Below are 14,751 nucleotides of genomic sequence, written 5' to 3' on the forward strand. Positions count from 1 at the left end.
TTAATTGATTGCAGGAGACAGGCATGTTCAACAACACAATTCGTAAAACACATGCTATTCGCACCGCCGCGGCGTGTGTGGCATTAGCGCTGATGAGCGCCAGTGCGCAGGCCGCGACAGAAATTCCTTTCTGGCACTCTATGGAAGGCGAGCTAGGGAAAGAAGTGAATTCTCTGGCTGACCGTTTTAACAAAGCACACAGCGATGTAAAAATTGTGCCGGTCTACAAAGGCAACTACGAGCAGAACCTGGCTGCCGGGATTGCGGCCTACCGCGCGGGGAATGCGCCCGCCATTTTGCAGGTCTATGAAGTCGGCACGGCCACCATGATGGCAAGTAAAGCCATCAAACCTGTCTATGAAGTCTTCAAAGAGTCAGGCATTAATTTCGATGAGTCGGTGTTTGTGCCGACTGTCTCTGGTTATTACACCGATGCGAAGAGCGGCCACCTGCTGTCGCAGCCGTTTAACAGCTCTACTCCGGTGCTGTACTACAACAAAGATGCCTTCAAGAAGGCCGGTTTAGATCCTGAGCAGCCGCCGAAAACCTGGCAGCAAATGGCTGAGTACACCGCCAAACTGCGTGCAGCCGGGATGAAGTGCGGCTATGCCAGCGGCTGGCAGGGCTGGATTCAGATTGAAAACTTCAGCGCCTGGCACGGTCTGCCAGTTGCGAGCAAAAATAACGGCTTTGACGGCACCGATGCCGTACTGGAATTCAACAAGCCGACGCAGGTTAAGCACATTCAGCTGTTGCAGGACATGAACAAGAAGGGTGACTTCACCTATTTCGGGCGTAAGGATGAGCCGACCGAGAAATTCTACAACGGCGACTGCGCCATCACGACCGCTTCTTCTGGTTCTCTGGCGAATATCCGGGAACACGCCAAGTTCAACTACGGCGTTGGCATGATGCCGTATGACGCTGATGCGAAAGGCGCACCGCAGAACGCCATTATCGGTGGAGCCAGCCTGTGGGTGATGGGCGGTAAAGATGCTGCGACCTACAAAGGCGTCGCTGAGTTTATGAAGTTCCTGGCCGAGCCGGAAAATGCTGCTGAATGGCACCAGAAAACCGGCTACCTGCCAATCACGACTGCGGCGTACGAGCTGACGCAGAAGCAGGGCTTCTACGAGAAAAATCCCGGTGCGGATATCGCCACGCGTCAGATGCTGAACAAGCCACCGTTGCCGTTCACCAAAGGCCTGCGTTTGGGCAACATGCCGCAAATTCGTACCGTTGTGGATGAAGAATTAGAAAGCGTATGGACAGGCAAGAAGACGCCTCAACAGGCGTTGGATAGCGCAGTAGAACGCGGTAACGCGCTGCTGCGTCGCTTTGAGCAATCGACGAAGTAATACGCTTCTGTTGAGCAATACCGGGCCGAAGGGAATCGGCCTGTTTCTTTTCTGTTTGCAATGAGTTACCGCATGACATCATCCCGCCCCGTTTTTCGCAGCAGTTGGTTGCCTTACGTGCTGGTGTTACCTCAACTGCTGATTACCGTGATTTTCTTTATCTGGCCCGCTGGTCAGGCGCTGTGGTATTCGGTGCAGAATCTTGATCCGTTTGGGTTATCCAGCGAATTTGTCGGCATGGAAAACTTCAAACAACTGTTCAATAACCCGTACTACCTCGATTCGTTCTATACCACGCTGATATTCAGCTTTCTGGTAGCCGGGTTTGGCATGTTGATTTCACTCTTTCTGGCCGCGCTGGTGGACTATGTCATCCGTGCCAGCCGCCTGTACCAGACGTTGATCATCCTGCCCTATGCTGTAGCACCTGCCGTCGCTGCCGTATTGTGGATGTTCTTGTTTAACCCCGGTCTGGGGCTGATTACCCATTTTCTCGGGCTGATGGGCTACACGTGGAACCACGCGCAGCACAGCGGTCAGGCGATGTTTTTAGTCGTCCTTGCGTCGGTCTGGAAGCAGATTAGCTATAACTTCCTGTTCTTCCTCGCGGCGTTGCAATCGATCCCTCGTTCACTGGTGGAAGCGGGCGCGATTGATGGCGCTGGGCCCGTGCGGCGCTTCTTCAATCTGGTGCTGCCGATGATTTCTCCGGTGAGCTTCTTCCTGCTGGTGGTCAATCTGGTGTACGCCTTTTTCGATACTTTCCCGATTATCGATGCCGCGACGGCCGGTGGGCCGGTGCAGTCGACGACCACGCTGATCTACAAAATTTATCGCGAGGGCTTCGCAGGGCTGGATCTGTCCAGTTCGGCAGCGCAGTCGGTGGTACTGATGATGCTGGTTATCGGGCTGACTATTATTCAGTTCCGTTTTGTTGAACGGAAGGTGAACTATCAATGAAGGTCGATAGCAATGATTGAGAATCGTCGCGGGTTGGATATTTTCAGCCATGTCATGCTGATTGTCGGCATCCTTGCCGTATTGTTTCCGCTGTACGTGGGGTTTGTGGCTGCCACGCTGGATAATCAGGAAGTCTTTCAGGCACCGATGACGCTCATCCCCGGTTCTCACCTGTGGGAAAACCTGCGTTATATCTGGCTGCATGGCGCAGGCAACAACACCACGCCGTTCGGACTGATGCTGCTTAACAGCTTCGTAATGGCACTGGCGATTACGGTGGGCAAAATCACCGTATCCATTCTGTCCGCTTACGCCATCGTCTATTTCCGTTTTCCGCTGCGCAACCTGTTCTTCTGGATGATTTTCCTGACGCTGATGCTGCCGGTGGAAGTGCGTATTTTCCCGACAGTGGAAGTGATCGCGCGGCTGGACATGATGGACAGTTACACCGGTTTAACGCTGCCGCTGATGGCCTCGGCGACCGCGACCTTCCTATTTCGCCAGTTCTTTATGACGCTGCCGGATGAACTGATGGAAGCGGCGCGTATCGACGGCGCCAGCCCGATGCGTTTCTTCTTCGACATGGTGTTACCGCTGTCGAAGACCAATCTGGCGGCGCTGTTCGTGATCACGTTCATCTACGGCTGGAACCAGTATCTGTGGCCGCTGCTGATTATCAGCGATGCCAATCTGGGTACTGCGGTCGCCGGGATTAAAAGCATGATTGCTTCCGGCGATGGCGCGACCCAGTGGAATCAGGTGATGGCCGCTATGCTGCTGACCATGCTGCCGCCGCTGCTGGTGGTGTTACTGATGCAGCGCTGGTTCGTTCGCGGTCTGGTCGACAGCGAAAAATAAATAGGTCATACCGTTGGTAAACCTCTTCATAGAATGAGAACGGTGATAATGGGATAGAAGAGTAAAGCGTTTGCGCCAGGGATGGCGCAATCCGAGCGTACAGGGATGTATTTACAGCGTCTTTACGATCTACCCATTATCACCGCACCGCTTATCAGGTTTAGCAGCGATTTATCGAGACGAATTTCGGAAACGCTTATGGCATGTTTAAAACTTCAGGCTGTCACCAAGTCTTACGATGGCAAAACACAGATTATCCAACCCATCGATCTGGATGTCGCTGACGGCGAATTCGTGGTGATGGTGGGTCCATCGGGCTGCGGTAAATCGACGCTGCTGCGCATGGTGGCAGGCCTCGAACGCACCACCAGCGGCGATATCTATATTGATAACCAGCGGGTCACCGATCTGGAACCGAAAGATCGCGGTATTGCGATGGTGTTCCAGAACTATGCGCTTTATCCCCATATGAACGTGTTCGACAATATGGCCTACGGCCTGAAAATCCGTGGTTTCGGCAAGGCGCAGATTCGTGAGCGTGTTGAAGACGCGGCGCGCATTCTGGAGTTGATGCCGCTGCTGCAACGCAAACCGCGTGAGCTATCAGGCGGCCAGCGTCAGCGCGTGGCGATGGGGCGGGCGATTGTACGTGAACCGGCGGTGTTCCTATTTGATGAACCGTTGTCGAATCTGGATGCCAAACTGCGCGTACAGATGCGGCTGGAATTGCAGCAACTGCACCAGCGCCTGAAAACCACCAGTCTGTACGTCACGCACGATCAGGTTGAAGCCATGACGCTGGCGCAGCGCGTCATCGTCATGAACAAAGGGATCGCCGAGCAAATCGGCGCACCGGCTGAGATTTATCGCCGTCCGGCCTCGCTATTTGTGGCCAGCTTTATTGGTTCACCGGCCATGAACCTGTGGTCGGGCCGCATTAGCGATGATGGCTGCCGCTTTGAAATCGGCGGCGACATCGCGCTGGCGCTGCCTGAGCCGAAGCCGCAGTGGCGCGGTAAAGCATTGACGCTGGGGGTACGACCAGAGCATATTCAGCTGGCAACGCGCGAAACCGACGGTATTCCGTTGCAGATCGACACACTCGAACTGCTGGGCGCGGACAATTTAGCGCATGGTAAGTGGGGCGGGCAGAACGTGATCGCGCGACTCTCTTATGAGCACTGTCCCGCCATCGGTTCGACGCTTTGGCTGCATTTACCGACGTCATCATGGCACCTGTTTGATTCGCAAAGCGGATTACGGATGGAATAATGGAAACAATCTGGCCTTACCCGAGCATTGTCGCCCATCGCGGCGGTGGTTCACTGGCACCGGAAAACACGCTGGCGGCGATTGATGTCGGCGCGAGCCTCGGTCACAAGATGATCGAATTTGATGCCAAGCTGTCGCAGGACGGCCAGATTTTCCTCCTACACGACGACACGCTTGAGCGCACCAGCAACGGCTGGGGCATTGCAGGTGAACTGCCGTGGGACAAACTGGTCGGGCTGGATGTCGGCGGCTGGTACGGCCATAAATTTGTGGGTGAACGCCTGCCGCTGCTATCGGAAGTGGCAAAACGCTGTGTGCAGTACGGCATGGCGGCCAACATCGAAATTAAACCCACTACCGGATATGAAACCGAAACCGGACGGGTGATTGCGCTGGCAGCGCGTCAGCTGTGGGCCGATCATCCGGCAGCACCGCTGCTGTCATCGTTCTCCATCGATGCCCTGGAAGCCGCGCAGCAGGCTGCACCGGAACTCCCGCGCGGGCTGTTGCTGGATGAATGGGACGAGGACTGGCTGACGCTAACGCAGCGCCTGGGGTGCGTGTCCATCCACCTGAATCACAAACTGCTGACGGCAGAACGCGTTGCGGCGCTGAAAGCCGCGGGTTTACGCATTCTGGTTTATACCGTTAACCAACCTGATCGCGCGCAAACTTTGCTGGATTGGGGCGTTGACTGTATCTGTACTGACCGGATAGATTTAATTGGGGCAAGCTTCGCGACCGGCTGAGGTCTGCCTCTTTCCCGTAATAGCGTGCTGCGGCGATATTGATATCGTCGCAATAAAGATAATGCGGCGATCCCCTTTCTGACTTGGTGCCGGTAATAAGGAAGTGGCTTCATGCCCGCATTTATTGTTTCGCTTTGGCACCAGATTTTTCTGTCGTTACCCCTCTTTGTTCTGATTGCGCTCGGCTATAGCCTGATTCGCTACGGTAAATGGCCGACCACCGTGACTGACGGCATGACGCGTTTTGTCTTCTCCGTCGCCATGCCCGCCATGCTGTTCCGCCTGATGTCGGATTTCTCCAAACGTCCGGTGGTGGATGCCCGGCTGCTGATCGCCTTTTTTGGCGGGTGCCTGCTGGTGTTTGTCTTAGGCCGCATCGTGGCGCGCAAGGTCTTTCATCTCGATGGTGTCTCCGGCTCGTTGTTTGCGCTGAGTGGCATTTTCTCCAATAACGTGATGCTGGGGCTGCCGATTGCCACGTTGATGCTGGGTGAAGAAGCGATCCCGTCGGTCGCGCTGGTGGTGGTGTTTAACGGGCTGATTTTGTGGACGCTGGTGACGGTGTCGGTGGAATGGGCGCGTAACGGGGCACTGTCGCTACAGGGCTTTACCAAAACCGCGCTGGGCGTGCTGAAGAACCCGCTGATTATCGGCATTCTGTCCGGTACGGCGTTCAGCCTGACCGGCCTACCGCTGCCGTCGTATGTCGATCAGCCGCTTTCCATGCTGGGGCAGATAGCCGCGCCGCTGTCGCTGGTGGCGTTGGGAATGGGACTGGCGGAATACCGCGTGCGCGACGGCTGGCAGATCAGCACGGCGATTTGCACGATCAAGCTGCTGGTACAGCCGCTGGTGATCTGGGGGATTGCGATTGCACTTGGCCTGCCGGAAATGGAAACGCGTGCGGTTGTGCTGCTGGGGTCGATGGCGGTGGGCGTCAATGTCTACCTGATGTCACGCCAGTTCGATGTACTGGGTGGCCCGGTGGCATCAAGCCTGCTGCTATCAACGGCGATGGCGGCATTAACCACGCCGTTGATTCTGACGCTGATGGGTGTGCGGTTATAAGGCCGCAGCAGCCTCAGGGGGTCTTTTGAATTGGCGGTGGCGGCGTGGTTCTCTGCGACCGTTGTAAATCCTGCTGTAGCTGCTGCTGACGTTGTTGATTCAACTGTTGATTACGCTGCTGGAGCTGCTGATTTAACTGTTGTTGCTGCAATTTCTGGCTCTGCTGCATATTCTGCTGCAACTGTTTCTGGCTGCTGATGCCGCTCTCAAACTGCTGCTGAGGCGTGGGCGCTTGTGTCGCGTTAGCGCTTGCCAGAAGCGGCAGGCCGAGCAGCACGGCACAGGCCAATAATGTCGTAGGGTGTTTCATTAAACCTCCACACAGGCTGTATGCCCGCATCGTGTTTTCATCAGTACATTAGCCTGATGTGTTTCCTTAAGTGTAATCGCTGAGGATGAAAACGTCGTGCAGAGTAATCCGCAATCCTGCACGCACAGGTTTTGGGTTGCCCTGTCGGAATGCGTTATACTGCGGCGGAATTTTCCTTCGTGGTTGACGTTATCTCATGTTCCATATCGCGCTCTATGAGCCTCAAATTGCACCAAACACCGGCAATATTATCCGACTGGCGGCCAACAACGGCTGTACGCTTCATTTGATTGAACCGTTGGGGTTTGATTTTGAAGAGAAAAAACTACGCCGTGCGGGGCTGGATTATCACGATCTGGCGAACGTCAGCCGTCATAAAAACTATCAGGATTTTCTGGCCGCGGTTCCGGGTAAACGCATTTTCGCCTGTACCACCAAAGGCAGCCGTCCTTATGATCAGCCGAGCTACCAGTCAGGTGATGTCTTGCTGTTTGGATCGGAAACGTCTGGTCTGCCGGATGAGATTCGCAATGGCTTCGAACCAGATTTCCGTATCCGCATTCCCATGCAGTCCAATAACCGTAGCCTGAATCTGTCGAATGCGGTTGCGATTATCAGCTATGAAGCCTGGCGGCAAAATGGCTTCGGCGGTTGCCTGTAGCCACGGCTTGCTACAGCCTGCCGGTGGCGGGTTTTTTCAGTGGCGAATTCACCAGAAAGACCACTTCCCCGCGATAATACGGTGAAGTGGCAAGGCGCTGCTGCCACTGCGGTTCCCACTTGCCGTTTTGTACCAGTCCTACCCGGAAAGGCAGAGCCAGTTTCATCAGCGCGGGCAGGTACTCGGCGTAGTTGGTAATGGTGTTACGCCCCTGATAGGTCTGCACCACCACTTCATCGAGCTTACCCTGTAAGCGGTTCAACGCCGACACATCCCCGGTTTTTGACCAGTCGAGCAGCCCGGTAATGCTGAGTTGACAATCCTCGGGTAAACGCTCACGCAGCTGTGTCAAAAACGCGACATAGCCAGCCAACTGATAGCTTTTCGCGTCAAAGTCGATCTGAATCCCGACAACCTGATTACCGTGGCGCTGCCATTTTTCCCGTAGCTTTAGCATCCGGTTCAGATGGCGATCGGAAAGTTCCAGCGTGGTCATGCGGAAAGCCAGCCAGACGCGGTTAACGCGCAGCTGGCTCGGCGGGATCCCCTGGCGCAGAAACACGACCTTGCCCTGACGGCGAGCCACTTCTCCCTGATGCAGGTACAACGTCTGGGCTTGATGCAGGATGGGCTGCGGCTTTACCGCTGCCCACAGCCAGAAATCCTGATAGCGTGTCGCATCGACGGTGGTGTTCGCCGCGTTGACGGTTGAAGGTGCTGCGTTAATGGAAGTGGCCTGCGTACAGAATGAGAGTATGCAGGCCAGCACGATTGACGGCGTTACCAGTAATAATCGAGCTTGTCTGCCCACACGCTGCCTTTGTATTTGGTTTTCAGTTGAGTAAACCAGGCTTTGCGGGTTGCCTTGCTGATTTCCTGTGGACCACAGTCGTTATAGCCGCTCGGCGCATAGCAGTAGACCGCGCGATACAGGGCATAGGTTTTATCTTCCGGTGGCGCTTTCGGATCGGCAATCACCTTCATATAACCATCCAGACGGTTATATTCGGTGCCGACGAATTGCGTTGGCGCGTTGGTGAGCCCGCTCAACATGCTGCCTTCACCCCAGTCGAAGCCCACGCTGTTATTGGTGCGCAGGAAGAACTCGCCGAGGCAGTTAATCGCACGCGCGTCATTCGGCCGTTGGTTCAGTGTTGTAACCACGTCGTTCAGCGCCGGACATTGATAGTCTTCTTCGGTGTCGCTGCCATCCCAGTCAAATGCCGTCAGATCTTCCTGATTCCAGCTTTGATTTTCGCTGCTGACCAGTGGTGCGATGTCTTTTCGCAGCTGAATATCCTTGAGATAGCTGGCGTAATCGCCGTGTGTCAGCGATTTGGTTAACAGCGTATGCAGCGCAATGGCCCGCTCCTCATGGCTCTGCTGCGCGCCCGTTTGCTGACGGAGCACATCGGCGTTGGCGCTAATCTTCAGCACGGCGGAACGGAAACGCAGGTTTTTCACCGGGCTATCGGCGGTAAAAATTCGCTCGGGATGGCCTGCCTTGACCAGCGTTTCTGCCAGCGCCAATTGCAGGAACTGATTCTGTGTGTACCCCATCTTGTGCGTTAACAGCTGGCGCCAGTGCGCTTCTGCCTCATCCCAGCGCTCCAGACGTACCAGCGCCCGACCGCGTAATACTTGCAGACTAAAACGCACGGTATCGGTCAGATCGTTCTCCTGCGTAGCGGGAACGCTGTTAACCACGGCGGCGTAATCTTTTTGACCATAAAACAGCTGGGCGGCTTGAAGGTAGCTGAACGCGTCCTGCATGTTGTCTTGCTCAAACAGCGGTTTCTGCGCGGCCAGTTCGTCGGTGGATAAGGCGGGTAAGGCCAGCCAACCTTCATCCGAACGCAAGCGCTTGAGATCTTGTATCATCGTCAACGGTGCGCTGCCGGGCGCGCTGGTGAACTGCCGATTTTCCAGCAGCTTATTGTCGATCTCATCGTTCAATTCAAGGAGGTCTTCGACGTCGGTGGTACCGTCCAGTTCGTGTTGGTACGTTTTCGCCAGGGCATCCGTATCATTCATGATCCAGTAGGCGCGGCGGTACAGTCCGTTAGCGGAATCGACGTATTGCCCCTCGGGATACTGTTTCAGGTAGTCATCAATATGCTGAACGGCCAACTGAGCAGTGGCCTTATCGGCTTTACCAGCGTCGAACATGTTGTATTCATCAAGCGCGTTTTCCATGGCTTTATTGATTGCCACGCGAATCAGCATATAGCGTGAAGTTTCGGCCACCCAGGGCTGTGGTGATGATACCAACGCCTGAAAACCGCTTTCCGCCTCATCAAAGTGACCCTGATAGAACGCCAGAACCGCGAATAAATATTGCATAAGTGCGCCGGCATGCCCTTCGTCCGGCAGGCTTACGAGACCCTCGTTCAGCGCGTCTTTGGTATACAACGGATTGAGGAGATTCACCCGCTGATGTGCCAGCAGCGTGCGCTGTTCCTCGGTGAGCTGTTTATCCGCCAACAGGACGTCGAAGAACGCCTCCAGCGTGGAGAGCGCATTGGAAATATGCCGTCCTTCGTTATCATCAGGCGAAAACGTGGATATAGTGCTCTGAACGGACAAAGGAAGGTGCAGTTGCTTCGCTTTGTTGAGCGTCGAGAGGTAAGGTGCATCAGCCGTGACGTCCTCTCCTGACTCTGGCGTCTGAGGCGTTTCCGTCGCCGCGATCCCCATGACTCGGTAGGCCGTGAAAGGGTCGATACGTGAACGTGCTTGATCGGGTAAAGGATGGGGTAACGGAAGCGAAATTCCGTGGAGACGGCTTTGCAGCAACATCAGATTCGTACGCGTGTCATTACCCGGTTGCAGGTAAGGCAGGGCGGACATGCCACATTCTGAGTCGGAAAAGCCGCACACTCCATCGCTGGAACTGAATGCCTGACTGCTCATTAACGCGGTCAGTACGCCAGCCAGCAGCGTTACTCCTTTCATGGTTGGTATCCTTCATTTAACACGGGTCTTGCCTGTTTTCGGCATGAGTGGCGATCACTCTACGCAATCGCGTAAAAAACGCAATCCAGTGTAACTTTGAGAAGGTAAACAGAAGATGACAGGTGCCCTATCGGGCACCTGTCATCTGAGTTGTTGAGGGAACGTCGGCAACGGGGGAAGAAGCTGCCCGATTTACCGTTGATGCAACGGCAGCCAGATGATCAAGCGCAATCCACCCAGCGGGCTGTCTTCTGCTTTGACCCAGCCTTTGTGCTGCGTAATGGCGGTTTCCACGATAGCGAGGCCCAAACCGCTGCCGCCGGATTCGCGATCGCGCGCTTCATCGGTACGGTAGAAGGGGCGGAAAATCTGTTCGCGATCTTCCGGGCTCACGCCGGGGCCGTCATCATCCACTTTGATGGTGATGCCCTGGTTATCCACTGAGAAGGCCACTTCGATGTGGTTGTGCGAATAGCGCAGCGCATTGCGCACGATATTCTCCAGCGCACTGTCGAGCGAAGCAGGGTTGCCAAAGAGCGTCCACGGCCCCGGTGGGTAAGGCACTTCCAGCGTTTTTCCCATCTGCTCGGCTTCAAAGGCGGCATCGTCCAGCACATTGCCCCACAGTTCATCGGCACGCAGGAACTCACGGGTCAGTTCGTTCTTGTGCTGATTGCGTGAGAGCACCAGCAGATCGTTGATCATGCTGTCGAGTCGCTGGGTTTCCGTCTCGATGCGGTTCAGTTCATTGCCTTCCCCCTGACGCCGACGCAGCAGCGCCGTCGCCAACTGCAAGCGCGTCAACGGCGTGCGCAACTCATGAGAGATATCCGAGAGCAGACGTTGCTGTGCGGTGACCATCCGTTCCAGTGCGCTGACCATCTGGTTAAAGCTGACGCCCGTCGCCTGAAATTCCTGCGGGCCGGACTCCAGCTCAGGGTGCTGGCGTAAGTTGCCTTTAGCGACTTCGTCGGCCGCGTGTTTGAGCTTACGTGCGGGTTTCGCCAAACTCCAGGCGAGCCACAGCAGCAGCGGTGAACTGATCAGCATGGTGAAGATCAACAGCAGTAGAGGACGGTCAAACAGCAGGCTGATGAAATCTGACTGCGGGCTGCTGGCAGGACGAATCAGGTAGAGCTGATAGTTGTCATCACCATCGCGGATCGCAAAAGGGCCGAGAAGCTCAATGCGGCCGTAATTTTTCTTTTGTGGGTGATCGGCGTTATCCGACAGCCCGATAAAATTACGCACAATTGGGGTTTCATGCTTCTCTACGCCGAAGATACGGCCTTCACTGGTGACCAGAAAAAGGCGCTGTCCCGGCGGAGCCCACTTCTCCAACACCCAGAACAGCCGTAGCCACCAGCGCAGATCGTTGGCGGGCGTGTTGGCAAGGTCTGCTTCAATATGCTGTTCCAGCATGATGCCCTGCCGCTGCTCGTTTTCCAGCAGGGCGGTAAGCTGGCGCGAGTCCAGCTTGGGCACCATCAGAACCAGCATGAGTACCAGCGCCAGCGTTAACCAAAAAATGGCAAAAATACGGGCGGTCAAACTATTGATCATGCAGCCGATACCATCAAATAGCCTCGTCCACGCAGCGTTTTAAACCAGGGCAAGCCGTCCTTGCGTTCTGGCAGTTTACGACGCAGGTTCGAGATGTGCATATCGATCGCACGGTCAAACGGCGTCAGTCGTTTCCCCAGCACTTCCTGGCTTAAATGTTCGCGTGAAACCACCTGTCCCAACCGCTGTGCCAGCAGGTAGAGCAGTGTGAATTCGGTGCCTGTCAAATCCAGTACGATATCGTCAAAGCTGGCTTCCTGACGCCCGGGGTTCAGACGCAGGCCGTCAACTTCCAGCGTCGGCGCGCTGTTATCGCCAGCTTGCTGCTGATCGGTCCAATTGGAACGGCGAAGAATCGCGCGAATACGCGCCACCAGTTCTCTGTCGTTAAAGGGCTTCGGCAGATAGTCATCCGCACCCAGTTCCAGACCAAGAACGCGGTCTAATTCACTGCCGCGGGCGGTCAACATGATGACCGGCGTTTGATGCTGCTGTCGTAGTTCTTTTAATGTATCGATACCGTTTTTCTTCGGCATCATCACATCCAGTAATAACAGGTCAATGGTGTTATCTAATATCTGTAACGCCTGCTCGCCGTCATAGGCGACAACGACGTTAAAACCTTCCATTTCGAGCAACTCTTTCAATAAAGATGTCAGCTCTCTATCGTCATCAACCAGCAGAATTTTATTCATGTTTTCTCTACCTCCAAGGGCAAAATACGACATAGATTAGCGCTATTCCATGACTTTACGTAGTTTTACATCCTCTGACGCATGTTTGCAGCAAGATGCGTAAACTCCTGCTCATTGATTCACAAAATGACGTACCGCTCTGGAGAGTTATCGATGCAACAGTTCGCAACCTTATCTCTTGCTTCACTGCTTATGCTAGGCACTTTTACCGCCGTCGCAGCAGAAAGTGGAGACGCCCCGGCGAGCGGCTGGCATATCGATGATTCCGCCATAAAAGGGGTCTCCGGCCAGCAAGGTATGTTCGATGGCGTGAGGTTGACTGAGCAACAGCGCCAGCAAATGCGTGATTTGATGCACCAGAGTCGTCAGGACAAACCGGCGTTTAATGCCGAAGATGTTAAAGCCATGCACAAGCTGGTGACGGCAGAAACGTTTGATGAAGCGGCGGTGCGAGCGCAGATAACCCGAATGATGAGTGTGCAGATTGAGCGTCAGATTCAGATGACCCGAGTGCGCAACCAAATGTATAACCTGCTGACGCCGGCGCAGAAAGAGATCTTAGATGTGAAGCATAAGCAACGCATGAAAGAGATGCAGCAGCAGATATCCATGTTTAACCAGATGGCCGCGCCAGCACCAGGCACGACAAACCAGACTGAGACAGAGAATCCCGAGTAGTAGCGCTAGTGTAGTAAGTAGTCTGTAGTAAACGTAGTGCAGTCCGAGTAGTAATGTGTAGTAGGTACACACCCTGTTTTTCCTTGCCATAGACACCATCCCTGTCTTTTTGCCCTCCATGATGGAGGGCTTTTTTTTGCCTAAAATTCGGCACGAAAAAATCAGCACAATATGAGATATAACGCGTAGAATATGAACACCAAAAATGATGCTCATGAATGCTCCCTTACCTGTCTTCAGGCTTTTGGCTGACATCCTCATAAAAGCACGCTGAAACACCCTTGGCCGCTCGCCGATTACATGGCGATGTCATACTTTCCCTGTACCATTGCTCCATCGCGCTAGCCTCTGCCACGACAGAGGGCGCATTCTTTTATTTTAACTTTTGATATCAATACCATGACCCGTTCTTCCCGTTCGACCGCCTGGTTACGCGTCGTCAGCCTTTCTCTGGCGGCATTCATTTTTAACACCGCGGAATTTGCCCCTGTTGCGTTGTTGTCAGATATCGCCGCCAGCTTTTCCATGAGCGCCGCGCAGGTTGGGCTGATCATTACGATTTACGCCTGGGTGGTCGGGCTGATGTCGTTACCCTGTATGCTGCTGTCCAGCGATATGGAACGACGTAGCCTGCTGATCAAAATCTTTATCCTGTTCGCCATCAGTAATGTGCTATCCGGTCTGGCCTGGAACTATTGGGTACTGGTGATCGCCCGTATCGGCGTGGCGCTGGCTCATGCAATATTCTGGTCGATTACGGCATCGCTGGTGGTGCGTCTGGCGCCTGCGGACAAAAAAGCGCAGGCATTAAGCCTGCTGGCGACCGGCACGGCGTTGGCGCTGGTGCTGGGGTTACCGCTGGGACGTGTGGTCGGTCAGTATCTGGGGTGGCGTGTGACGTTTGTCCTGATTGGCCTGATTGCTGCGGCGATTATGGTGGGTCTGATGAAACTGCTGCCCGTGTTGCCAAGCAGCAATTCCGGTTCATTGAAGAGTTTGCCTCTTCTGCTGAAACGTCCGGCACTACTGTGCGTGTACGGCCTGACCGTCATGATCGTGACGGCGCATTTTACCGCCTACAGTTATATTGAGCCGTTTATCCAGAAAGTGGCGTTGTTGAGTGAGAACTTCACGACCATCTTGCTATTGATTTTTGGCGGTGCCGGAATCATTGGTAGCATGCTGTTTAGCCGTTACAGCAGTAAGTATCCGGCGGGCTTTCTGATTGTTTCCTTCGCGTTTTTAGCGGTGTGTTTGCTGCTATTGCTGCCCCTGTCATTCAGCGGTTGGAGCCTGTCGACGCTGTGCATCGTCTGGGGCATCGCGATTATGGCGCTGAGCCTGGGTATGCAGGTCAAAGTGCTGACGCTGGCATCGGATGCGACCGACGTGGCAATGGCGCTCTATTCGGGGATTTATAACATTGGCATCGGCGGCGGTGCGCTGCTGGGAAATCAGGTTATTATCCATTTGGGCTTGCCCGACATCGGCTTCATGGGGGCGGCGATGGCGATGCTGGCGACGGTATGCTGCATTTTGACGTTTGTTCGCTATTCCCGTGTGTTAAAAACATCATTAACGAGTTGAACGTGGGTAACAACCCAGACGATCGGTTTTCTGTGAG

Annotated in this window: 14 protein-coding genes; 9 read left to right on the forward strand and 5 right to left on the reverse strand. The window is 54.6% G+C overall.

The window, feature by feature from the left end; translation table 11 throughout:
- Positions 1-23: 23 nt before the first annotated feature.
- The 6 genes from ugpB (at position 24) to WCT94_RS13785 (ending at position 6,265) form a co-directional block, all read left to right on the forward strand.
- Positions 24-1,358 carry a sn-glycerol-3-phosphate ABC transporter substrate-binding protein UgpB gene (ugpB, locus tag WCT94_RS13760; RefSeq protein ID WP_010303220.1) on the forward strand — a complete coding sequence of 445 codons (1,335 nt, stop codon included), beginning with the start codon at positions 24-26 and terminating at the stop codon, positions 1,356-1,358.
- 72 nt (positions 1,359-1,430) lie between these two features.
- A complete protein-coding gene (gene ugpA, locus WCT94_RS13765; protein WP_012772869.1) occupies positions 1,431-2,318 on the forward strand; it encodes a sn-glycerol-3-phosphate ABC transporter permease UgpA in 888 nt (295 codons plus the stop codon).
- Between the two features lie 12 nt (positions 2,319-2,330).
- A complete protein-coding gene (ugpE, locus tag WCT94_RS13770) occupies positions 2,331-3,176 on the forward strand; it encodes a sn-glycerol-3-phosphate ABC transporter permease UgpE (protein ID WP_014698433.1) in 846 nt (281 codons plus the stop codon).
- Between the two features lie 198 nt (positions 3,177-3,374).
- A complete protein-coding gene (locus tag WCT94_RS13775; RefSeq protein WP_181845689.1) occupies positions 3,375-4,448 on the forward strand; it encodes a sn-glycerol-3-phosphate import ATP-binding protein UgpC in 1,074 nt (357 codons plus the stop codon).
- Entirely contained in the window at positions 4,448-5,197 is a 750-nt protein-coding gene (ugpQ, locus tag WCT94_RS13780) for a glycerophosphodiester phosphodiesterase (protein ID WP_336870012.1), read from the forward strand. Before WCT94_RS13775 ends, ugpQ begins: the two co-directional genes overlap by 1 nt.
- Before the next feature lie 111 nt (positions 5,198-5,308).
- Positions 5,309-6,265: an AEC family transporter gene (locus WCT94_RS13785; protein WP_225086469.1), complete on the forward strand. Its 957-nt coding sequence runs from the start codon at positions 5,309-5,311 to the stop codon at positions 6,263-6,265.
- A 13-nt stretch (positions 6,266-6,278) separates the two neighbouring features.
- Here the strand turns inward: WCT94_RS13785 and WCT94_RS13790 are convergent, their stop codons facing one another.
- Positions 6,279-6,575: a hypothetical protein gene (locus WCT94_RS13790; protein WP_336870014.1), complete on the reverse strand. Its 297-nt coding sequence runs from the start codon at positions 6,573-6,575 to the stop codon at positions 6,279-6,281.
- A 196-nt stretch (positions 6,576-6,771) separates the two neighbouring features.
- On the opposite strand from WCT94_RS13790, the gene WCT94_RS13795 reads away from it, so the two are divergent.
- On the forward strand, positions 6,772-7,236 hold the full coding sequence (locus tag WCT94_RS13795; RefSeq protein WP_336870015.1) for a tRNA (cytidine(34)-2'-O)-methyltransferase: 465 nt from the start codon (positions 6,772-6,774) through the stop codon (positions 7,234-7,236).
- A gap of 10 nt (positions 7,237-7,246) precedes the next feature.
- On the opposite strand, the gene WCT94_RS13800 is transcribed toward WCT94_RS13795, so the two are convergent.
- The 4 genes from WCT94_RS13800 to cpxR all read right to left on the reverse strand — a co-directional run bounded on the left by WCT94_RS13800 (position 7,247) and on the right by cpxR (position 12,449).
- Positions 7,247-8,047 (reverse strand): DUF3142 domain-containing protein, encoded by an 801-nt coding sequence (locus WCT94_RS13800; protein ID WP_336870016.1) that lies wholly within the window; start codon positions 8,045-8,047, stop codon positions 7,247-7,249.
- Positions 8,017-10,191 carry a hypothetical protein gene (locus WCT94_RS13805; RefSeq protein WP_336870017.1) on the reverse strand — a complete coding sequence of 725 codons (2,175 nt, stop codon included), beginning with the start codon at positions 10,189-10,191 and terminating at the stop codon, positions 8,017-8,019. Before WCT94_RS13805 ends, WCT94_RS13800 begins: the two co-directional genes overlap by 31 nt.
- A 192-nt stretch (positions 10,192-10,383) precedes the next feature.
- On the reverse strand, positions 10,384-11,754 hold the full coding sequence (gene cpxA / locus WCT94_RS13810; RefSeq protein ID WP_010281575.1) for an envelope stress sensor histidine kinase CpxA: 1,371 nt from the start codon (positions 11,752-11,754) through the stop codon (positions 10,384-10,386).
- The gene (gene cpxR, locus WCT94_RS13815) at positions 11,751-12,449 is read right to left on the reverse strand and encodes an envelope stress response regulator transcription factor CpxR (RefSeq protein WP_048263111.1); all 699 of its coding nucleotides are present in this window, start codon (positions 12,447-12,449) and stop codon (positions 11,751-11,753) included. Before cpxR ends, cpxA begins: the two co-directional genes overlap by 4 nt.
- Before the next feature lie 153 nt (positions 12,450-12,602).
- On the opposite strand from cpxR, the gene cpxP reads away from it, so the two are divergent.
- Both cpxP and WCT94_RS13825 read left to right on the forward strand, forming a co-directional pair.
- Positions 12,603-13,127 (forward strand): cell-envelope stress modulator CpxP, encoded by a 525-nt coding sequence (cpxP, locus tag WCT94_RS13820; protein WP_336870018.1) that lies wholly within the window; start codon positions 12,603-12,605, stop codon positions 13,125-13,127.
- A gap of 399 nt (positions 13,128-13,526) precedes the next feature.
- A complete protein-coding gene (locus WCT94_RS13825; RefSeq protein ID WP_256554151.1) occupies positions 13,527-14,714 on the forward strand; it encodes a sugar transporter in 1,188 nt (395 codons plus the stop codon).
- Positions 14,715-14,751: the final 37 nt, after the last annotated feature.

Origin of the sequence: Pectobacterium sp. 1950-15, assembly GCF_037136835.1 — a bacterium.
Taxonomy (GTDB): domain Bacteria; phylum Pseudomonadota; class Gammaproteobacteria; order Enterobacterales; family Enterobacteriaceae; genus Pectobacterium.

What these genes read in the sequence shown, in the direction of transcription:
- ugpB (WP_010303220.1), top strand. Translation starts at nt 24, where the DNA reads ATGTTCAACAACACAATTCGTAAAACACATGCTATTCGCACCGCCGCG.
- ugpA (WP_012772869.1), top strand. Translation starts at nt 1,431, where the DNA reads ATGACATCATCCCGCCCCGTTTTTCGCAGCAGTTGGTTGCCTTACGTG.
- ugpE (WP_014698433.1), top strand. Translation starts at nt 2,331, where the DNA reads ATGATTGAGAATCGTCGCGGGTTGGATATTTTCAGCCATGTCATGCTG.
- WCT94_RS13775 (WP_181845689.1), top strand. Translation starts at nt 3,375, where the DNA reads ATGGCATGTTTAAAACTTCAGGCTGTCACCAAGTCTTACGATGGCAAA.
- ugpQ (WP_336870012.1), top strand. Translation starts at nt 4,448, where the DNA reads ATGGAAACAATCTGGCCTTACCCGAGCATTGTCGCCCATCGCGGCGGT.
- WCT94_RS13785 (WP_225086469.1), top strand. Translation starts at nt 5,309, where the DNA reads ATGCCCGCATTTATTGTTTCGCTTTGGCACCAGATTTTTCTGTCGTTA.
- WCT94_RS13790 (WP_336870014.1), bottom strand. Translation starts at nt 6,575, where the DNA reads ATGAAACACCCTACGACATTATTGGCCTGTGCCGTGCTGCTCGGCCTG.
- WCT94_RS13795 (WP_336870015.1), top strand. Translation starts at nt 6,772, where the DNA reads ATGTTCCATATCGCGCTCTATGAGCCTCAAATTGCACCAAACACCGGC.
- WCT94_RS13805 (WP_336870017.1), bottom strand. Translation starts at nt 10,191, where the DNA reads ATGAAAGGAGTAACGCTGCTGGCTGGCGTACTGACCGCGTTAATGAGC.
- cpxA (WP_010281575.1), bottom strand. Translation starts at nt 11,754, where the DNA reads ATGATCAATAGTTTGACCGCCCGTATTTTTGCCATTTTTTGGTTAACG.
- cpxR (WP_048263111.1), bottom strand. Translation starts at nt 12,449, where the DNA reads ATGAATAAAATTCTGCTGGTTGATGACGATAGAGAGCTGACATCTTTA.
- cpxP (WP_336870018.1), top strand. Translation starts at nt 12,603, where the DNA reads ATGCAACAGTTCGCAACCTTATCTCTTGCTTCACTGCTTATGCTAGGC.
- WCT94_RS13825 (WP_256554151.1), top strand. Translation starts at nt 13,527, where the DNA reads ATGACCCGTTCTTCCCGTTCGACCGCCTGGTTACGCGTCGTCAGCCTT.